Origin of the sequence: Nostoc sp. PA-18-2419 (genome assembly GCF_005869855.1) — a bacterium.
Classification (GTDB): domain Bacteria; phylum Cyanobacteriota; class Cyanobacteriia; order Cyanobacteriales; family Nostocaceae; genus Nostoc.
On sequence record NZ_SZNH01000016.1, the window covers coordinates 129,375 to 150,865 of the forward strand.

Below are 21,491 nucleotides of genomic sequence, written 5' to 3' on the forward strand. Positions count from 1 at the left end.
ATTATTCTATGACTGCTATTTCTAAGGTTGAATTCAGACGCCCAATTTGGCAAACCGCTATTATCTTGACTTTGGGCTTTTGGCTCAGTGCAAGTCTACTTTTAGATTGGGTAATTATGCCTAGTCTTTATCTTTCTGGAATGATGAACGGAAGTGGTTTTACTACAGCAGGCTATACGATTTTTTGGAACTTTAATCGTATGGAATTATTATCTGCTGCTGTAGTACTAACGGGAGCGCTAGTTTTGACTAAAACCCAATTTCAAAGGGGTATTGGCAGTATTGTTCTTTCTGTGATACTGCTGAGTATAGCTATGCTTGACACCTATTTGTTGACTCCGCAAATGTGCGCCATCGGAATTCAACTCAATTTATTTGAAGCTGTCGCTGCTATCCCATCAACAATGAATTTACTACATGGTGGTTATTGGTTGCTGGAAATAATCAAGCTGATGGCGGGTGGCATACTTTTAAGCTGGTACTGGCAGGAATAAATTTAGGTAGATTAAGTATTAGGGCGAGAATGTCCACTTTTAAATCTCACATTAAAGACGCAAAGAAACTATTTGCGTCTTTTTGCTACATATAGTAATCAGCTTTTTTTGAACTTATCCCGCTTTTAATAAACCTTGCGATTTATTAAAAGCGGGTTAGATACAGATTAACTTATACCATACGTTTTCAGCCTTTGCGGACATTCCAGTAAATAAACATTTATAACAATTGTCTGGAAGATACTATTAATTAATTTTCATATTTCCTTTACTTATTTCTCATCAAGTTTATATATTTCTGCTATTTTTATTGAAAAATTATAGTAACCTGAATTTTAGTGAGTACGTTACTTGCAATCTACCATCTAGCTAAAAATCGCTATTTTGCAGGTATGTACCACAACTCTACAATTTCGCTGTCAGTTCTTGAATTTGCCACTCAAAATTATCTAGAGTGACTATCTATCTCCACACACAACACTAGAAACCGTTTCCAGCAATTATGAACAGATTTTCTTCTGCTGAGTCAGTTGCCTGTGCGTCTCACTACACACCATCATGGCGTCAACTATCAGCTAACTCATCTTTACTCGCAGTTTACCCTTGTATTTTCTCATATAGAGAAGTTTTACAATCGCAAATTTAAGTAATACATCGAAGTGATTAAATACTGAGTATTGAAAGAAACTTTTTTAAATATAGTTATTCTCAAGAAGAAACTTTCAATAAAAGTGAATGCACACAAGTTTTTCAGGTTCTTATTTTGTTCGTTATTGCTTATAATTTCGGCTGTAAAATACGGATAACAGTGATACTTTTGCAACTGATGGGCGAGAGCCAATGGTCTGTGCGTCACACTTGAGTTACTGTTAGATTGGCTAAATTAGCGAAAGATACAGAAAGTCAATCTGATTTTTGAAATACTATTTCCTGACAATAGTCGGGTAATTTTGCTATTGGGCAATAGCATCGACATCGATTGATTTTAATTGTATTCGTGCATTATAGCTTAGCAGAGATTGAAGAATTACCAATTGGGGGGTGTGGAATCTCTGTACTAACTAAGATGTGACCGCTATATTTATCTGAACAGTGCTTCTAATTAATGCCGATGTGAATTTCCTTTTGGGAATTCACTAATTTCCCTTGCAAATATTAATTTTATTGCAGAACCATCCCAATGAAGACACTTCCGATTAGTAGATACAGATTTTTTCAAAAACTCCAGCCTCTATCTTTATTAAAAAAAATTACAAGTAAGTCCGTTACTGGTTGTTTGCAAGTATTTAGCACCTCTGGTTCTTGGTCAATATATGTAGACGAGGGGAAACTGATTTATGCCTGCTATTCAGAGAAAATGTTTGAGCCACTTTACAGAAATTTGCAACGCCTGAGCCAGCAAATTTCTACTCTCCCTCGTGGAATTCACGAACAACTGCGGGCAATATTTGAAACTGGTATTGAGAATCAAACAATACCGAATCCAGATTATTTAGCTATTTGCTGGTTAGTAAATCAGAAATATATCAGTTCGTCTCAAGCAGCGATTTTGATAGAAGAGTTAGCACTAGAAGTTTTGGACTCATTTCTGAGGTTAGAGCAGGGAAGTTATGAATTTATTCCTGAAGGCTTTTTGGATGATATGCCAAAGTTTTGTTATCTAAATCTTCGTTTATTAGTTGAAAGATGTCTGACACCCAGAAGTGACGCAGAGCATTTTCCTGTAAGGATAGCAGCTAGTCAGCAAACATCACCATCGCCAGTGCAACCCTCACAATTTTTATCCAAAAATCAGCCGCAACCTCAACTCAAAACTGCACACAAGTTACCTAGACCATACAACGGCAATAAACCAGCAACATACATGATCAATACTACTGATAGGACAAGTCAGCAAGTTCTACAACCCCCTACTGACAAAAAAGTCTATACAATCTTCTGTATTGATCATAGTCCTATGGTATTGAACACTATTAAAAGTTATTTAGATGAGCAAACCTTTTGTGTTATCGGAGTCACCGATTCTTTCAAAGCTTTAATGCAGATTATCTCCACAAAACCCGACATAATTTTCTTGGATATTTCCATGCCTAATTTAGATGGATACGAACTCTGCTCTTTGCTGCGTAAACACTCACATTTTAAAAATACACCTGTAATTATGGTATCTGCAAAATCAGGGTTGTTAGATAAAGCTAAAGCTAAAATAGTCGGGGCATCAGGCTATTTAAGTAAACCTTTTAACCAAGGAGATTTGCTAAAACTAATATTTAAGCATATTGTTTAATTCTTTTCTAGATAAAATAACTACACTTAACTAACATATTGTTTTGGAGATTGAAGGTTGAGTATTACCTGGATAGCTACTATTCTGGTTATCGGAGATTCTCGGCAGGAATTAGAATTAATTAGTTATTATTTGAGAGAAAAAGGTTACAATATCATAAAAGCAACTAGTGCTAAAGAAGCTTTAGAAATAGTTTTAGAAGAAAAGCCAGATGCGATTGTTACTGATGTAGTCATGCCTGGGATGAGTGGATTTGAATTATGTCGCTTCCTAAAAACAAATCCAGCTAATCAAAAAATACCTATTGTGATTTGTAGCAGTAAAAATCAGGCAATTCATAAGTTGTGGGCAAAGAAGCAAGGTGCTGATGCCTATATAACTAAGCCATATACCCTTGAAGAGTTACTGAGTACTATTCAATCAGTTAAGATTTGCTAACAGCTATTTGAGAGCGCCATTACGAATTATTCGGTCAGATGTTGCCAATATTCAGGATACTGACATTGATGATAGCCAACAGAGATGGCAGGTGGCGACCAAGTATAAAAGCGCAGAGTTGAAAAATGCTGGTGCTGTTATTGCAACCAGCGGTTAAATGCCATCCGCTTCTCGCAAAGGAATTAGTCGCCACACTTTAGGGTTCAAAAGTTAAGAGTTGGGAGTTATGAGTTGCAGCTTAGGCCAACCTGGACTTCTCCCAAGGAGAAACGCCAAGGGCGAACGGTGGCGAAACGATTAAGCTGCACCAAATTCAGATTGTAAAGCCTCATCGTTATTATCAGCGATCGTTGCCACAATAGTGATTAACCGAGAGACTTCGCCTGGAGATAACTCCGCTAAAGTGCGTGTAGATATTACAACCACCCGATTTTCAATAATACCGAAACGCGCTTCAAAAGTGCTAGAGCAGTTTAATTCTAAAAGATGCCGCATTAACTTAGGTTCATCTTTGGCAGGTAAATCTAGCACCGCAGACCAAACCGTTATCGTGTCTTCATCGGTTTTTCCAGTGAGTTGAACAAATACTTCCACACTCCCGTATTTAAACTTCCAGAGAGAACCACCCTCTGGCGTGTGGCTAACCATTGCACTGTCATCTTGTTCTAGGGTGTCGATGACATTTTCAATTACCTCCAGATGGTTAATACCTGTCGTCTCGGCGATTAACTCATTAATGGATTCGTCACTAGTTGGGGTTTCTTGGTAGCTTGTCATACAGATTTTTTTCTCAATTTACTCGCTGTTTTATCTACACATACTTTATAGCTTGTTGCCAAGCTTAGTTTGAGCTTTCTGAAGTGATAGTCTGGTCATTAGTCATACCAAATCAAGTGCTTCTAAATAAATACAGTCAAAAAATTACTTTAATTTCATGTCTGTAACTATACCTGAATTCAAGAAATGGTGTAGCACATTTAAAGTTTAATGCCAAAGAGGATGTGCAAACCTATGGCTTTTCTCTCCGAAACCATACAAAATTGTGATGTTCGTCAATTGCGTATTAACCAAAATCACTGCTATGTAGTTATACTTAGTAATGAGGTGATAAATAAGCCTGTGAGTGTGGTACTTTGGAAGCAGGCGATCGCACTCTACCGTAACAGTCAAGGGCAAGTCCACGCCTGAGAAGACCGTTGCCCCCACCGCCAAGTTAAACTTAGTTAGTTATGGGCAAGTCATTGGTAATGAATTGGAATGTGCATATCACGACTGGCGCTTCAATTCAGCAGGTAAATGTGCAGCAGTTCCTAATGTTGACATGACGCATTTATGCAGATTTAGAACGCACAGGTCAACCAATAGGACTTGCTGATACTATGATTGCCGCCATAGCAATCCAACAAAACTTAACTTTAGTCAGTGGCAATTTATCCCATTATCAGCGGATTCAAGCATTAGGCTACAACTTGAACCTGGATAATTGGCCAATATAAATGCCCTTTTGCTGAGGACAGTGGAAAATAAAGATAAATAAGAGCGATTCTGGGCGCCATCCTCCATGAGTTATTGCCTTAATCCCCGTTGTCCGAAACCTGAAAATTCTAGTAATGTCAATTTTTGCTTGACTTGCGGTTCTAAGTTACTTCTTAAAGAGCGATACCGTGCTATTAAACCAATAGGTCAAGGTGGTTTTGGCAGAACTTTTTTAGCTGTGGATGAAGATAAACCATCAAAACCGCGCTGTGTAATTAAACAATTTTATCCCCAAGCCCAAGGCACTAATACCGTACAAAAAGCTGTGGAGTTATTCAACCAAGAAGCCGTACAGTTAGATGAATTGGGCAAGCATCCCCAAATTCCCGAATTACTGGCATATTTTACCCAGGAAGACCGTCAATATCTGGTACAAGAATTTATTGATGGGCAAAATTTGGCTCAGGAACTCGCACATCGAGGTGCTTTTAGTGAAGCACAAATCTGGCAATTGCTCAATGATTTATTACCAGTTTTGCAATTTTGTCACGCTAGACAAGTGATTCACCGCGATATTAAGCCAGAAAATATTATTTTACGTGGCGGTGATGGCAAATTAGTTTTAGTAGATTTTGGTGCTTCTAAATCTGCTACTGGCACTGCCTTAAATAGAACTGGCACTAGTATTGGTAGTCCTGAATATGTTGCCCCCGAACAAATGCGAGGTAGGGCTATTTTTGCCAGCGATATTTATAGTTTGGGTGCTACTTGTATTAACTTATTAACCAGGCGATCGCCCTTCGATTCATATGATACAAATAATGATACTTGGATTTGGCAAAAATACTTAAAAACTCCTGTTAGTCATGCATTAAGTCGCATTCTCAATAAGATGTTAGAAAGCATTCCAATGCGACGTTATCAAACAGTAGATGATGTTTTAAAAGACTTAAATCAATATTCACAACCAGCTACACCAGCAAATACAGCAAAACCTGTTCCTCAATCTACGCCTAATTTTCCACTTCCTTTGGTCACCCAATCTCCTAGTCAAATCGATTTAGAATTAGAGCAAATGAAAACCCAATTCTTAGGTGGTAATAAACCTCAACCAAATAAAATCCAACCGCCAAGTTCAACTCCTCAACCTGCAAGGAAAAGTCAAATAGACCAAGAATTAGAAGAATTAAAAGCTAAATATCTTGGTAATAATAATCCTTAGTCAGAAAAACTCTGATAAACTTTCCGCTTCTGGACGCTTCTGTGTAAAATTTAAGCCCACTAACAACTACTAAACCCCTCTTTTTAGCTTCCGAACTACACCTTGCCAGCGAATAGTTTGCTTTGCAGAACGTTCTCCCAAAGAACGAGTTGCTATCACTTCAATTTCAACATTCACACCAGGACGTAAAGCTTCATCAGGAATTTTTAGCTTACCCAAAGCTAGAGTAAAACGGTTGTAGTCACGAGTCACAAATTCATTGGGAATATCCCCTTCGTATTCAGTTTTATAGCTAGAAAAGCCATACAAGCTATCTTGGGCACGAAATTTAACACGAAACTGAGTGTCAATCGCATCAGATTTTGCTGCCAAATCAACTATTTTTAAATTTAAGTTTTGTCCTGCATCGACAAATTCCGCCACAGCTAACCGAGTAACATCTTTTTTGGGAATGGCATAATTAACAGTAAAAGTTGTCAAATTAGCTTGGCTTTTGCTGCTACCGTCAATCCATAAGTCTTCAGGAAAAGCCACTTCTACTTGTTTGCTGTCAGTTAAATTTAGTGTGACAGCTTGATTAGCAAAACTGGTGATGGGTTCTCTTTCTTGCCAAACTATTTGAAAAGCCTCTTCTAAACGCTGTTCAAACTCTCGATAATTATCAGCGATCGCCGAACCAGGCGCAAGTAGAGAAATTGCTCCTTGGCGAATATTCCACTTGTTTTTTGAGAGATTAAATGGTTTTGTCAGTTCTGAAATTGTTAATTTCCTAGTTGGGTTATCATCAACCAAAGGTTCCTTGCTCTTAACAATACTCAAAGTTCCTAAGCTTCCTTTCCTACCATCTCTACCATCGCTACCATCTCCTCCATGATTACCGTCGCTACATCGATAAACCTTGTTAGTACACTTGTAATTAGGAGTACCGGGAGTTCCTTGGCAAGTTTCCACTTCCCATTTTCGTCTTTGACACTTACAACCAACCGTACCATTCCCGCCTCTACCACCGCGTCCGCCTTCGCCGCCAGTTGCGCGAACAAAAATATTTCGCAAGTCAGCTAAATTTGTGTAGTAAACTATTATCGAACCACCATTACCCCCATCTCCTCCTCTGCCACCGCTACCACCACTGCCGCCATCTGGTGCATTTATATTGTGGCTGACATTATCAGGTTGGTTACCACAGTTAGGCCGATAACCTTGTTCCCCATCTTCCCCATCTTCCCCATCTTTCCCCGATAGGTCAAGATTTATTGGTGAACCATCGATAGAAATGTTCTGATTTTCACCACTATAACCATCTCTACCCGAACGCCCATTGCTTGCTGTGCGTCCACCTGTGTCATATCTAGCTACTTTATAATATTTTTCAGAGCCAAAAGCTGAACATAAAAGTGAATCAGAGGCAGGTAAAAAGTTAGTAAATAAGCAGAATGTCAGCAGAAGTGGCAGCTTACTTTTCAAACTTTTGTCCATCTAATTACACCTAAAACTTCACTTTAATTTACGTAAGTTCGAAAGATTTAGTTTAACCTCTCTCCCAACCTCTAACAGACACGGTGAAAGGCTTGAAATACCTAGGGCTTGCGTTGCTGCTGTCTCTCAGACAAAGCAAAAGAGGAAGTGAGAGAGAGATTTATCGAACTCACATTTAATTAAGTGTATCTTGTTTTTATCACCTTCATGATAAATGAGGATTTTTACTAAAAAGCCGGATATACTACCCCTGACTTAATAATATTTCAACCAACACTAAGACGAATCTCATCTTTAGTTAAATAGTTGCTATTAAATTTCTCGCAGAGAATTTTTAAAGATGATTAAAATAGGAAAAAACTGTTAAGATTGAGTCAGAATTCCTACAAGGACTCTAACTAATTCTTCTAAACCTTCAGGTACACGATAAAGTTTGATATCCTGCACGACTCGTTTATCTTCTGGATAAAATATTCCAAATCGCCAATCTTCTCCATTTATCACTGCACCGTACAAAATTGGTGTTTGAGAATCTGTCCATTGAGCAAGTGCAATCAATTCAACTGCAAGTTGAGTAAATCCTCGGCTTAAATCTGATTGCTTAGCTTCAACTACTAGCAATGAGTTTAATGATGAAATATAATAATCAAAACTTCCTTTTAATTGTTCGCTAACATTGATAGGATACTCAATATTCAATTGAGTTTGTGTTTGGTCACAAACCTCTAATAGGATAGGAGCAATTAAAACTTCACGTTTCGCTGCTTCATTAATTGGATTAACGCGTATTATATTTCGCTGTAAATAACGCTGTAAAAAGTCTAAATAATCAACTGCATTTGAATATGTTGGTAATTGTAATGAGGCACGTTCGTAACTACATCCCAATTCCGCTAAAATATCCGCTGGAGCATATGGTAATTCAAAATACTTACTAAATGTATAGCTTTGACCTGGCTGAAGAATGCGCGGGCGGCTCATATAGTACTAATTAGTAATTTCTAATTAAGATATACTTTCAGAGGAAAAATTAACATAGTTATTAACTCTTTGGGAAATAACTAACACCACGTTTGCAGAACACGACCTTGCAATTCTTGTCCTAACCAAGGTGTATTTTGTGAAAGTGTATGTAGATTTTTCCTTTCAACTTTCCAGATTTGCTGGGGGTCAAATAAAGTTAGTTCAGCCTTTTGCTCGGAGGTAATTGCACTGAGTTTATGCCCCAAACACTTTGCTGGATTACTGCTCAACGCACGCCATAATTCTAAAGCTGTAAATTCTCCGGTTTCCACAAGATACTGCCATAGCAAAGGCAATCCTAACTCAAAACCAATTGCTCCGGCTGGCGCTTCGGCAAAAGCTTGGACTTTTTCTTCGTAAGTATAAGGTGCGTGGTCGATCGCGATCGCATCTATAACCCCCCCACGTACTCCCGCACGCAACGCCATTACATCACTGGTATTGCCTAAAGGCGGGTCTAAATGCAGGCTGGTATTATAACTCTTAACTGCTTTGGTGTCTAGTAAAAGATGCATCCAAGTAGTGCTGGCGGTGATGGGTAAACTAGCAGCCTTAGCTGTTGCAATTAATTCCACGCTGCGGGCTGTGGAGACGCGCATGATATGTACTGGTGTGCCTATGGCTGCAACTAATTCAAGTATTGCAGCGATCGCACTTGTTTCGGCGCTGGCGGGTACTGGCGGTAAACCTAAACGCAGTGCTTGGGCACCTTCTCTAATTACACCATTTGCAGCTAATTGGCGATCGCAAGGCCAAAATGCAACTGGTTTACCCAACGGCTGAAGATACTCTAACACCCGCTGTACCAGCGCTAAATTTTCCAAAGGTTTACCATCTGTAAAACCAACAACTCCAGCTGAGGCTAAATCTGCCAATTCCGTCATTTGCTTCCCAGCAATATCTAAGGTAATCGCACCCCAGATATGAAGCTGGGGAACTGGGGAACTGGGGAACTGGGGAGAATAAGAATGCAAACTCTTTTGTGCCCCTGTGCTCCTCATCTGCTGCAACTGCGCCACAAGTGCAGGATTATCAATCGCTGGGGATGTATCGGGTAATATACCAACTCTAGTAAAGCCGCCGACAGCAGCCGCTTGCAACAGAGATACAAGAGTTTCCCGTTCTTCAAACCCCGGTTCGCCAGAGTGGCTGTATAAATCTACTAAGCCAGAACCAAGAACTAATCCCCGACAATCTCTAATTTGAGTATCGGAAGTGATATCAGAAATGCAAGAAGCCACTGCTTGGATATAACCATCAGTAATCAGTACATCAAATACTTCATCGGTTTGGGAAACTGGGTCAATTAGCCGTACTTGTTGCAGCAGTTCAGTCATAAAAGTTTTGAATTATGAGTTACGAGTTAGGACTTAGGAGTTATTTACTGTTTGCTGTTTGCTCATCACTCTTAACTTTATTCCTTACTCCTAACTATTAACTCAGCAATCAGCACTGAACACTCCTACAATGCCCCTGCTGCTGTTTTATCTAATACGCCTCCACCCAAATGAGTGGTGATGTTCATTGCTTGTAGTACTGGTGCATCTAGTCCAGAAGGATAATCGATAACACTAACAGCGCCATTTCCCTGACGGAAATTCCAGAAATTTTCTAGGGATAAACCAAGAATGTGACAAAGCAAGGTTTTATTCGTAGCATCGTGGGCTACTACTAAGACAGTTTTAAGTTGATTAGTTAACGCTGTTTGCACAATTGATTCCCAAGCTGCAACGCTACGTTCCCATACCTGTTGCAAATTTTCTCCTCCAGGCATTTGGACTTCCGCTGGGACTAACCGCCAGCGCTGTAACTCTCCTGGAAATTCTTGCTCTATTTCTGTTTCTAATTTTCCTTCCCAAAGTCCGTGGCTGATTTCTCTTAAACCATTTTGTAATTCCAACTTTACACTCGGATGCTGTTTTAAGATAATTTCTGCTGTTTCTTTAGGACGTAGCATTGGGCTACTTACAGCATAGTCGATCGCTACTTTTTGCAGAAATTCGTTTGCTTTTTGCGATTGCTGTCTACCGTTGTCGTTGAGGGGAACATCAATTTGCCCTTGAAATCTAGTTTGGCGATTCCACTCTGTTTCCCCATGACGCACTAGCAATAATCTTACTCCTTGATGTTCTGGTCGCAATGACGGTAGAGTTTCCCCGGTGTGTTGTGTCTGGTTCAAAGACTCTAGTTGCACTGGTTCCCCCAATCCTCCAGCAAAATTTAGTACGCTAATCCCACAGTTAGATTGCTGTATTGAATGGTAACGACTTGGGGGAATTCCTAATGCTGTACTGACCAGAGCGCGATTAATACCGTTATGTCCGACAATCAGAATGGTTTCACCTTGGTGCTGGGACAAAATTTCTAGCCAAAACTGCCGCGCTTGTTCGTATAAAGCCAGAACCGGAAAATGTTCTCTTGTACCGTTTTCATCATTGAGCAGCATCCGCAGTTCATGGGGACGTTCGTGCCAAGTGCGGTAGTCTTCGGCTAACTCCTGCTTGACTTGGGCTGTAAGCATTCCTTCCCATAAAGGCAAGTCAATTTCTAGCAGCAAATCAGAAACTTGCACAACCGCCGACTGTTCCACATGAGAAGCTAACTCACTGTAGATAATATCAGCTGTGTGTTTGGCTCGTTGCAAGGGACTGCTGTAAATAGCATCAAATAAAATATTACTGAGGGCTTTGCCTAGTTTAGTGGCATCGTTACGACCTTTATCGGTTAATTTTGACGCATCAGTGCGTCCTTGGATACGCCGCTCGGTGTTATAACCGCTTTGACCGTGGCGCACTATGATGACACGAGTCATCGCAAAAAGCCCTCCTGTATCTAGACGACTAATTTTACTGCAAAATTATTGCACAAGTATCTACTAGGGAATGCAGATTCATTAAACCACATTCCTAAATATTTGAGTCAGCAGTAAAATAAATCGCTCGTCGGGCACATATACCCAAGCTAAAGCATTAATCTTTATACCTGATTATTCTCTGCGTATATCTAACTGTACTTGTAATCCATCATTGCCATTGACAGATTGAGCGGGTTCTAGGAAAACCGAAGTATCTGGCTGTGATAATGATTCGTTGAAGCGTATTTTAGTTGGAGTTTTTTGGTTTACTTGATTATTGTTGGAAATCGTTGATGGATTAGTTTGCTCAAAAAAGCTTGCAAAGTCATCTTTGGCAGTTCTATTATTAATTCCAACTAGAGAATCTCCAGTCCTTGTGTATTGTTCTGGATTTGAGCTTGATACTGATGACTGTGCATCAACTCGGCTTCCTAAGCAGGCAACGACTGCCGTAATTTCCAAGAAAGCAATAATTTTGGTATTCATTTTTTATCAAAATTATTTATATATTGCTTACCTTTATTTTCTGAGCAAGTTCTTTTAATTCACTCTATCTTTGGTTAAATCAACAAGAATTTTATTGTGTATATCTTTAGATAATAGTAGGTTGAGTTTAACGAAATAAAACCCAACAAAACCCCGTAAATGTTGGGTTACCTGATGGTAAGCCACCCTCTGGGCGTCTACGTTCCTCAACCCAACCTACGTAGTTTAAGGTTTTTGGCGCTAACACTAAGTGTGCGGAAGTAGATTTAAAATTTTATCTTTAACTCAACTCAAATTTAACCAACCAAAAATTTCTTCTACAGTCAGTTCTAATTCAATTTCCTCAAGAATCGGTAATTTATCAGCACCTTCGTATAATTCCACTCGTTGTCCAGGAAATACCCCCAGCACACTTTCATCTTCTGGGTTGATTAACCAACCAACTTCAGTACCATTGCGCGAACAATGCAATAATTTACTCAACACTTTTTTTAGCCTTTGGTCTGGGGAAAAAATCTCAATTGCCCAGTCGGGATGAATTTCAAAGCGATTAATAATTTTGCCGGATGGAGTTTTAGGAATTCTGTGCCAGCGAAACACAGATATATCAGGGACGATAGAAGCACCGCCAAAAGTGCAGCGCAGTTCTGGTAAAGCGTAAGCAATTTTCTGGCTTCTAGCTACGCCGTTAATTGTTTGACACAGAATAGCTTGGAGCAAGCTATGTTCGCCTTGAGGCATAGGTTTTTGAATAATTTCTCCGTTGAGAAAATCTGATGCTGGTTCAGTTTCCGGCAGTTTGAGGAACTCTTCTAAAGTTAGTTGGGGTTGAGTTGCGATCGCCATATTTAAATAAAATACAGGAGATGGTTTTATTATCGGCGTTAGCCAAGCGTCAAACTACACGCTAACTCTCAACCTGCCGCAGTTCCTCCAATTCTTCTGGCGTTAGGGGATTATTTCCTGAGTTGAGTGCTTCTATCCAACGTAGCCGTCGCTGCTTGACGCAATCACAGTAATCGAGTGCGCTACTGTTTACAGCAGCTTGAAAGTCTTCTAATGCACCTACTAAGTCGCCTATCAGTAATTTAGCCAGCCCCCGACTATCTTGATAGCGTTTATTATCAGGATTTAAAGAAACAGCTTTTTCACCGAAGCGGAGAACAGCCTTAGCATAGCCGTGTAAACAGCCAACCCAGCAGATACTATGCCAAAATTCCGCAGAATTTCTCAAACTTTCGTCAAACTGTTGGGCTTGCTTGAAAGCTTCCTGTGCTTCTTTTATTTTGCCTTCTTCCACCCAACTGATGCCCTGACTCAAAGCAAACGCAGCCGCAAAAGCCGAGTCTTGGGTCAACTTTGGAGATATAGCTACTGCTTTATGTAGCCCTTTAGCATTGAGCCATTTTGTGTCACTTTTCCAGACAACTGTTTTCAGGTTGGCACTGCTGAGGTTGGCACAGATAAAATTAGCACCGCTGAGGTCGGCATCTCTGAGGTCGGCACCTCTAAGGTCGGCACCGCTGAGGTCGGCATCTCTGAGGTTAGCACCTCTGAGGTCGGCACCTCTGAGGTTAGCACTTGTGAGATTAACACTGCTGAGGTTGGCACGGCTGAAGTTGGCGCCTCTAAAGTTGGTATCCCTCAGATTAGTGCGGCTGAGGTTGGCACTGCTGAGGTTAGCACGGCTGAGATTAGCGCGGCTGAGATTGGCACGGCTGAGATTAGCCTCGTTGAGGTTACCACCGCTAAAGTTAGCATCTGTGAGATTGGCATCACTGAGGTTAGCATTGCTGAGGTTGGCATTGCTGAGGCTGGCACTGCTGAGGTTAACACTGCTAAGGTTAGCACTGATAAAGTTAGCATCCCTGAGATTAGCATCCCTAAGATTGGCAAAGCTGAGGTTGGCACGGCTGAGGTTGGTATCCCTGAGATTAGCATCCCTAAGATTGGCAAAGCTGAGGTCAGCACGGTTTAGGTAGGCATTACTGAAGTTGGCACTGCTAAAGAATAATCTTAAACTGTCGTTAAAGGCAAACAAACCCAGGCAGTGACTATAGCCGATAATACGAAGCAAGCATTCTGAGTCAAATTGAGGAGTATTATATTTACCGCAGGGATGAAAACTAATTTTGTCTTTGAGGTTGTTTTCTGTTTGGGCATAGCGATGCAACTCTAGCAGCAAAATCATCACATTTAACCCTGTACACACATCTACTTGTCGTAATCCCAAGTGATTTTCTCGCTCTGGTACTTGCTCCCGCAATTGTTTTTTCTTCATCTGAGGCAGGTTTACATCGTCTGCATCAATGAATTCCCCATCGCACCAACGAAAGTAGAAATGCTCCAATCTTTGGAAAAGTTGACACAAGCGTTCTATGTCGTGAAATTCTGAACTCTCAGCCAACAACCCCATCAAATATTCCACAATCTCACGGGTTAAATTCCCATACCCTAATAAATCGTAAATCTGCTTATCCATTAGGACTGTGGTAACAAAGTCTTCTTCGCGCTGACGCTTGCTTACCTTAGTTGTCCAATCTACAAAGCTTTCTAGTACCCKTTCTGCGAATAAAAACTCGCTAAAACTCTTGTGGATAAATTCAACAGAGCCGCCTTTATCGCCTGAAGCTGGTTTAATATAAAATGCCGTCAACAAATTATTGAGTTGCTTACCTTGTTGATGTTTGTGGAAGTCATTCTCGTGTCTGGCTTGCTGAATTAACTTGCTAGCTGTGTTATTGCTGTCTTTGAGCCGTGCTTCTAACATCGTGATTCTGGCAGATTCATTCCCAGACTGCACTACACACAAAGCCGCTTCAGTGAGAAATTGCCGCAAATCTTCGCTTTCCAATTCAGTCAAGCGCGAGTTATCATTCCGATTTTCACTGTCATGCTGTTTTTCTAGTACCCACTTCACGGATTGGTCATATATACGGATTTTTGCTTTAATACCCTCTGCGCCTGCAAACATTTGGACGTTGAGACGGTTGTCTCGGTGCATCCGCGCCAGTAAATAAAGCAGTAAAGGTTCTCGTGCTAGTTTATTTTTGACTTGCTCAGGGCAAGCGTGCAAAAACTTTTCTAACTCACTCTTATTAATTTGAGCCGCAATTGACCATTTCTCCAACCATTGATGCCGAATTGAGTCATCCATTGGCTGAAGTTCGACGCGCTTGAGGCTTTTGGTTTGTGAAAGAAAGCGCTCATTTCCTTGCAGCGCCATGGGACGACCAGTAACCAAAAACTGATGATGACAAAGGCGGTCTTTTTGAAACTGTTCCACCTGCTCTAAAAATTCTTTCAAGCCACCACTTGCTCGTCCTTCTAGCAACAACTCGTCAAACCCATCGAGTAAAAATAAAAAGCGAGTATTTTTATCGGTCAGCCAGCCTGAATCACTGGTGACAAAATCAAGGTGTTGTAAATAGTTTTCTAGAGTATCAGTTAAGTTATCTTTTAGTACTCGCAAATCTCGCAACCGAATCAGAATTGGGGTAAAAGTGGGATGCAATTCTCGCCGCACCCAATCGGCAAACATCCGACAAAAGACACTTTTCCCGCGTCCGGCTTCGCCTTGAATAAACAAAACTTGTTTGTGTTTCGGGTCTGCATTATTCAGTATTGTCTTAATCCACGCTTCCAATTCAACATTTGTATCGTCTTCGGCATCGAGTTCTTTGACTTGCAACGGTACATACAAATCCCGAAAGGTAATATTACTTTCAGCAAAAATCTTTTCTTCTGGCTTTGGTTTAATTACCTGTTCTAAATAATCTTCAATATCTAGATTTTTCTCTAGTTTCTCTTTTCCGCCAACGCTGTACCATCTCCAAAGTTTGTCTATTTTATCTGTGACTTCTATTAATGCGTCTTGCATTTTTTCATCTGTGTGACACGCTACCCGTTGAGTGAAGGTCTTTGCTTGTGTCTCGGTTAATCCGGATTCTTGTAAGCGTTGCTGTAAAATCTGATTAAATGATTCTGCTAGTTGAGATTGGTGGAAACAGAGAATTGCTCTTTTCACTTCCCGCGGATTAAACTCTTGCTCGCCTAATTTCTGAATCTGCAATCCTAAAGCATGAGAAGCTGGTAGGTTTGGATCAATTTTGGCGAGTAATTTAGAATCTTGTTTGAGAATGTCCTGAAAACTATCTATGTAAGCAGCCTGACTAACTAGGAGCACACAGTTTTCTAAACTTGGCTGTTTATGGGTTGCATCAACAATGAACTTTAATATACTAATGGCGATGGGTGCAAAGGGAATCACTTCCTTGGTAATTTGACCAAGAGGAGAATTAAATACATCTAAGAGCGAGGAAATCTGTTCTACATAAGGTTTGAAGTTTGGAAGATTGGGTTTTTGTTCCTTAATTGCTTTTGCTAAATCAAGCACGGCTTTAGCAGCTTCGGCTCCAGTCTTTGTTACCTCTACACCTTGTCCCCAGTTTAACTCCTGAATGTTTCGCAAAAACTTCCACTGCTTCGTCATCGCCATAAACTATTCTCCGGTACCACCGATTTGGAAAAAATGCACCTGTATAAAGCTTCTTATTCGTATAAAATAGACTTTGACCTCACTTCCGTTCCTCTGTTTTAAAAAAAAGAGGTTTTGAGGCTTACTCCCCAACGCTACAAAGGTTCGGGTTGAGCGTTAGGTTGATATTGGACTTAATTGAGAGCCGCTATATTATTTAACTCATAGTCAACTAGCTAAAAACTTGTTTAACTGTCAGTTCTAACTCGGTATCATTGAGTGTAGGCAACTAATAAGTTATTGTATATAACTTCACTTGCTACTTGTAAACGCTGTTAGTACAGTGTTAAGTTTTACGTAGAGGCCTAGAGACGTAGAAAGTAGTATCAAAAACTGATTAACGAGTATCAAAGGTGGATTTATCCAGTTCAAACACTCATTAATGAAGMTCAAATACTCATTAAAGGAGTTCAAACACTCATTAATGAAGCTCAAACACTCATTAAAGGAGTTCAAATACTCATTAATCAACCTCAAACACTCATTAATGAACCTCAAATACTCATTAAAGCACTTCAAACACTCATTAATGAACTTCTGAGCTTCATCCACGAGTCTCAAAGACTCCACAATTAAGCTGTTCCACATTTAACTTGCATAATTAGAGTGGGCAAGATGCCCACTCCATAAGAGTTATATAAATTTTAGATATGCAAACTAGATGTGGTTTAGCTTACCAATTACATTAACTCCGTTGCCAAATTTTAATTGTCTTATCCAAACTTCCGCTAACTAACATCTCACCGGAAGCTGTGAAAGCTAATGCTGTAACTATATTCCCATGACCTGTAAACGTACCCAGCAATTCTCCGGTTTGCAGATGCCATAATTTGATGGTTTGATCGGCACTACCGCTAGCGATAATTTGTTCATCAGGACTCAAGGCGATCGCATACACTCTATCTTTATGTCCTTTAAGGGTATGGAGTAATTCCCCAGTCTCTAGTTGCCAAACTTTAATCGTTTGATCCCAGCTACCACTCACCAGCAGTTTACCATTTGTAGCGATCGCCAAGGAACCAACTATGTGAGAATGACCCATTAGGGTATGCAGCGGTTGTGTATCTTTTAAACTGAGGATTCCCGTATCGGGTGAAATCTGCCAAACTTTGATTTTACGATAGCTACCTGTGACCACAGTTTGCCCGTCTGGACTCAAAACCAAAGAATGAGCTGCTGTATCATCTAAAGAAAGAGCGATCGCTACCTGACGGTGAATCAAATCCCAAAACAGAATTTTTCTATCGTCTCCGCCTGTCGCTAACATTCTGCCATCTGGGGTGAACGCAGCACAGCGCACTACCCCATGATGTTTGTGCAGAATATCTATTAAGTCTAGAGCGCCCACATGCCAGATTTTAATTGTCGAGTCTGCACCGCAACTCACTAAAGTCTGTCCATCTGAACTAAAGGCTAAGGAATTCACTTCATCCACTAGCCCAGATATCACCCAAGGATACTCTGATAATGTATCTATTAATTCACCTTTGCTTAAATCCCAAAGCTTTGTCTCTCCCCGACTACCACTTGCCAATATAGGTAAAATTTTCCCATTATTACACCTGGAACTAAAAGCCAAGCAATTAATTCCTCTGCTGTGTCCTTTTAAAGTCTGCCAGCATTCCCAGTCACCTACTACCTTTTTGAGAGAATGCTCTGGTGGTAGAGTTTGTATTGTCTCTATCGTCCTTTGATTAATTACTGACGATGTGTTTTTTTTGCCAATAAGTGATTCTAAATACCAACTCAATCCCCCTGCATATAACAAATTAGTCGGAGTAATATGGAGTTTTGGTTCCGGAAATTCTAATTGATTTGTAGGTAAAAATCCAGTTATTATACTTTGTCTTTCGTCACCTAATTTACCTATGTATGGATAAAACAAACATAGAAAAATTAATACTTGGTGATTTTTCAAATCATCTTGAGTCACCGACCATTTAATTTTGTCTTTCTTAATACTATTAAAACTTTCGCCATCAGCAACATAAACTTGAACGCTGAGGTGAGGATTATCTTTAAGTACATAAGTAAATTTGCTTTGACCGCATAAATTTCCTTCATCATCTAAAGTGATGTTTTGCAAGGTGTCTTGGGGAATTTTTTTAACTAACTTACTTAGACGTTCAGCAATTATGCGATCGACAATTTTCTCCCGTAAAAGATAATCTTGGGCTTGCTGCTGGAAATATATCGGAAAAGGTATCATCCAATCTGGAGGCTCGGGATATTCAGGCGGCATCGGCGGTGGATTTTTAGCAAGAACCTCTGCTTGTTGACGAGAAAGTTCTTGGAGTTTTGCCAATGGCTCACCCCAAAATGCCATAATTTCTGTGTGGCAACCTTTGACTTGACTTTCGAGTAAAGACAAGTCGTAAGTTTTAGGTTTTTTCACACGTTGAAGGAAATCAGTTTGTTGAGCTTTGAGTAAGCTAATCCAATCCATCTGCATTAGAGGGGCGTACTATTGCATACCTAAGGTAAGCTATACCAATGGAATTACTCAAGTTTATAATCTTTAGTTAATTAAAAATTTCGTAATTTTAGTAGTCTAATAAAACACAAGTATAAGTATCTGGATAGCACTTAGACATTTGATAAACAGATGTAGCTGAGCTACATAGAATTTAGATGATTTCAATTAATTCTAACGGAGATTGAAAACAAGATACTGTCTCTAGGGAAACAGTTCTAGCAGTCAACCAAGCCTAATCGACCGAGGTTAAAAAAGTTCGTAGTAAGCACTTTAGTGCTGAGATTGAGGCAAATACTGAAACAATTATTGATTACTGCCAATATTTTGATAAAATCCTTTGAATATTAATAGTTAAGCTGACTATGACAAGTGCATCTAACATTTTTCTAGCTGGCGCGAGTCGCGGCGTAGGTCGAGAAATTGCTCAATATTTGAGGGCGCAACAGCTAAAGGTAAAAGCACTCTTGAGAACACTAACAGTTGCTAGTGAATTAGAAAAAATTGGTATTCAAGTAGTTCAGGGAGATGCCTTAAATGTTGACGATCTACAACGTGCAATTTTAGCAGAGGAGCCTATTGACACTGTTATCAGTACAATTGGCGGTTTACCAACAGATGCAGAAAAACCAGACTACCTCGGTAATAAAAATCTGATTGACGTAGCAGTGAAAGCTGGAGTCCAAAAGTTCATTCTTGTGTCTTCCATTGGTGCTGGCAATAGTGTAAGCGCTTTGTCTCCCCAAGCTTTAGCAGCACTGGGGACAGTTTTAGCTGAGAAAAACAAAGCTGAACAATACTTAGTTGCTAGCGGACTCACCTACACCATCATCCGTCCTGGTGGACTCAAGTCTGAGCCTGCAACGGGGAATGGTGTTTTAACTGAAGATCCGCACGTTATTGGTAGCATCAATCGCCAAGATGTAGCGCAGTTAGTTTGTGGCTGTTTAAATAGCAATCGCACGGCTAACAAAATCTTGTCAGCGGTAGACCGAAATATGCTATTTGGGCAAATAGAATTTGCCGAATTTAGCTTAGATTAATCGCTAATCAGGCACGCCAACGAAGTATCTGACTCTTAACAGGGTTGACAAATTCCCGTCCTTCTGCAAGAGACCGGGCATATTCCCGCTTCAACTGGTAATACCACTGTGCCTGCATATCTGAGTCCTTAATTAGTCGCAGCACCGGATTATATTTGAGTCCAATTTGCTGCTTTTCCACTACTGTTCGGTCTTGTCCTAAGAAAGTCTGCGCTAAAACATGTAGCAGTGGCTTAAAAAAGCCTACCCAACGAAGTGTCGAGTAAATAGAAAAAGTTACCTCGGTTTCGGTGTCTGAAATGGGTGTAACTGTGGTTAAATTAACGACTCGATGCTTGCCAATTGTGCTTTGTTCAACTCTGACCCCAGGTAAGCGAAAAGAAATCTCTATTTCTGGTACACCACCGCCAATCAGCCAATATAATCGACCCCCATTCGCTGGCAATCGGTGGCGCGGTATTGTGAAACCATAGGGTGAAGCATCAAATTGCTTCACTTCCTCATGCAATTGCTGATTTCGCCACCACCAGGATTGATGAACATAAGGTGAATGAGCCGGATCCATTAGACCCACCACTGCATGATCGATAAAACAGGGGAAGCGCATCACCTCGACAAACTGGGGCGGTTGTTCATCGAATCCTGGAATTACTGGAATGTCCATTTCCGGAGGCTGGGGGCGATCGCGATCGGGCATATATATCCAAATATTTCCTTGCATTTCCCGGACTGCATAGGACTGTACGTCAAAGCGACTCAAATCCATCTTTTGTTCTTCCACGAGAGACGGGATCGCAGTACAGCGTCCACCAGAGTTAAAGCGCCAACCGTGGTAGCAGCATTCTACTTCCTGCCCATCGAATCGCCCGCAACTCAATGGCACAGCTCGATGTGGACAAATATCGGTCATTGCAGACACTTTACCATCGCGATCGCGAATTAACAGCACTGGTTCTCCCAAGAAGATGCGGCTCACCATCATACCTGGCTTTATCTGATTGCTAGGCAGAGCATAGTACCAAATATTACGCAAGAAAAAGTTATCGTTATTTTTCATAATTAATATCAAATTTAGATAAATAGGATGTTAAAGATGACTAGAACAGTCTCCAAAATCTCAAATTTCAAATTGGGACGATGAATTTTTAGGCATGTTCCTAATTTTCTCAAATTTGGGATAATATGCGAGCCTTCTAGGTATCAGGTTGGATTATTCACCAGAAATTTGGACAAATACTGTTCTTTTGCGCGGCCCATCCAACTCAAAAAACAATACAGATTGCCAGGTTCCCAAAGCTAATTTACCATCGACAATCGGAATTATCTCACTAGTGCTGAGCATCATTGCCATTAAGTGAGAGTGAGCATTAATTGGTTCATCTTCTGGAACATCTCTTAAATGCAAATCATTATGTAAATATTTGTCTGATTCTGGTGCTAATTTTTGCAAAAATACTTTTATATCTTCTAACAATCTGACTTCATTTTCATTGATAGCTAAAGCTGTTGTAGTGTGTCGAGAGAATATTAAAACTTGTCCATTATTAATTGATGTTGAAGCAATAAAATCTTTGATTTGTGTCGTTAGATTATAAATATTAATTTTTTGTTCAGTTTCAATTTCAATTAATTTATGAATAATTGGCATCTCTTAATTGGATTTATGACTTCATAAAAAGTAT

General features: G+C 40.1%; 16 protein-coding genes and 2 pseudogenes. 6 read left to right on the forward strand and 12 right to left on the reverse strand.

Going from position 1 to position 21,491, the window contains the following annotated elements:
• Positions 1-8 precede the first annotated feature (8 nt).
• The 3 genes from FCR06_RS17835 (at position 9) to FCR06_RS17845 (ending at position 3,219) form a co-directional block, all read left to right on the forward strand.
• Positions 9-494, forward strand: coding sequence for a hypothetical protein (locus FCR06_RS17835; RefSeq protein ID WP_138502028.1), 486 nt, complete (start codon positions 9-11; stop codon positions 492-494).
• Between the two features lie 1,180 nt (positions 495-1,674).
• Positions 1,675-2,781, forward strand: coding sequence for a response regulator (locus FCR06_RS17840; RefSeq protein WP_138502030.1), 1,107 nt, complete (start codon positions 1,675-1,677; stop codon positions 2,779-2,781).
• A gap of 57 nt (positions 2,782-2,838) precedes the next feature.
• On the forward strand, positions 2,839-3,219 hold the full coding sequence (locus FCR06_RS17845) for a PleD family two-component system response regulator (RefSeq protein WP_138502032.1): 381 nt from the start codon (positions 2,839-2,841) through the stop codon (positions 3,217-3,219).
• Positions 3,220-3,251: 32 nt separating this feature from the next.
• On the opposite strand, the pseudogene FCR06_RS33605 reads toward FCR06_RS17845, so the two are convergent.
• Both FCR06_RS33605 and FCR06_RS17855 read right to left on the reverse strand, forming a co-directional pair.
• Positions 3,252-3,426, reverse strand: a pseudogene (locus tag FCR06_RS33605) (lipoate--protein ligase family protein); the annotation flags it as partial.
• Between the two features lie 90 nt (positions 3,427-3,516).
• Entirely contained in the window at positions 3,517-3,996 is a 480-nt protein-coding gene (locus FCR06_RS17855; protein ID WP_138502034.1) for a YbjN domain-containing protein, read from the reverse strand.
• 234 nt (positions 3,997-4,230) lie between these two features.
• On the opposite strand from FCR06_RS17855, the pseudogene FCR06_RS17860 reads away from it, so the two are divergent.
• Together FCR06_RS17860 and FCR06_RS17870 are read left to right on the forward strand one after the other, a co-directional pair.
• Positions 4,231-4,531: pseudogene (locus tag FCR06_RS17860) on the forward strand (Rieske 2Fe-2S domain-containing protein); the annotation flags it as partial.
• Between the two features lie 249 nt (positions 4,532-4,780).
• On the forward strand, positions 4,781-5,917 hold the full coding sequence (locus FCR06_RS17870) for a serine/threonine-protein kinase (RefSeq protein ID WP_138502036.1): 1,137 nt from the start codon (positions 4,781-4,783) through the stop codon (positions 5,915-5,917).
• A gap of 69 nt (positions 5,918-5,986) precedes the next feature.
• Here FCR06_RS17870 and FCR06_RS17875 read toward each other — a convergent pair whose 3' ends face one another.
• The 8 genes from FCR06_RS17875 to FCR06_RS17910 all read right to left on the reverse strand — a co-directional run bounded on the left by FCR06_RS17875 (position 5,987) and on the right by FCR06_RS17910 (position 18,745).
• Positions 5,987-7,393, reverse strand: a complete 1,407-nt coding sequence (locus FCR06_RS17875; protein ID WP_138502038.1) for a collagen-like protein — start codon at positions 7,391-7,393, stop codon at positions 5,987-5,989.
• A 363-nt stretch (positions 7,394-7,756) separates the two neighbouring features.
• Positions 7,757-8,374, reverse strand: coding sequence for a hypothetical protein (locus FCR06_RS17880; protein WP_138502040.1), 618 nt, complete (start codon positions 8,372-8,374; stop codon positions 7,757-7,759).
• A gap of 80 nt (positions 8,375-8,454) precedes the next feature.
• Positions 8,455-9,753, reverse strand: a complete 1,299-nt coding sequence (locus tag FCR06_RS17885) for a dihydroorotase (RefSeq protein ID WP_138502042.1) — start codon at positions 9,751-9,753, stop codon at positions 8,455-8,457.
• 125 nt (positions 9,754-9,878) lie between these two features.
• Positions 9,879-11,228, reverse strand: a complete 1,350-nt coding sequence (locus FCR06_RS17890) for a histidine phosphatase family protein (protein ID WP_138502044.1) — start codon at positions 11,226-11,228, stop codon at positions 9,879-9,881.
• Positions 11,229-11,402: 174 nt separating this feature from the next.
• A complete protein-coding gene (locus FCR06_RS17895) occupies positions 11,403-11,756 on the reverse strand; it encodes a hypothetical protein (RefSeq protein ID WP_138502046.1) in 354 nt (117 codons plus the stop codon).
• 285 nt (positions 11,757-12,041) lie between these two features.
• Positions 12,042-12,602, reverse strand: coding sequence for a Uma2 family endonuclease (locus FCR06_RS17900; RefSeq protein ID WP_138502048.1), 561 nt, complete (start codon positions 12,600-12,602; stop codon positions 12,042-12,044).
• A 61-nt stretch (positions 12,603-12,663) separates the two neighbouring features.
• Positions 12,664-16,254 (reverse strand): pentapeptide repeat-containing protein, encoded by a 3,591-nt coding sequence (locus tag FCR06_RS17905; protein WP_138502049.1) that lies wholly within the window; start codon positions 16,252-16,254, stop codon positions 12,664-12,666.
• A gap of 724 nt (positions 16,255-16,978) precedes the next feature.
• Positions 16,979-18,745: a WD40 repeat domain-containing protein gene (locus FCR06_RS17910; protein WP_189523471.1), complete on the reverse strand. Its 1,767-nt coding sequence runs from the start codon at positions 18,743-18,745 to the stop codon at positions 16,979-16,981.
• 386 nt (positions 18,746-19,131) lie between these two features.
• Between FCR06_RS17910 and FCR06_RS17915 the strand changes: the two genes are divergently transcribed.
• Positions 19,132-19,809, forward strand: a complete 678-nt coding sequence (locus tag FCR06_RS17915; protein WP_138502053.1) for an SDR family oxidoreductase — start codon at positions 19,132-19,134, stop codon at positions 19,807-19,809.
• 7 nt (positions 19,810-19,816) lie between these two features.
• Here the strand turns inward: FCR06_RS17915 and FCR06_RS17920 are convergent, their stop codons facing one another.
• Both FCR06_RS17920 and FCR06_RS17925 read right to left on the reverse strand, forming a co-directional pair.
• The gene (locus FCR06_RS17920) at positions 19,817-20,866 is read right to left on the reverse strand and encodes an aromatic ring-hydroxylating oxygenase subunit alpha (protein WP_138502055.1); all 1,050 of its coding nucleotides are present in this window, start codon (positions 20,864-20,866) and stop codon (positions 19,817-19,819) included.
• A gap of 153 nt (positions 20,867-21,019) precedes the next feature.
• On the reverse strand, positions 21,020-21,457 hold the full coding sequence (locus FCR06_RS17925) for a secondary thiamine-phosphate synthase enzyme YjbQ (RefSeq protein ID WP_138502057.1): 438 nt from the start codon (positions 21,455-21,457) through the stop codon (positions 21,020-21,022).
• Between the last annotated feature and the right edge of the window lie 34 nt (positions 21,458-21,491).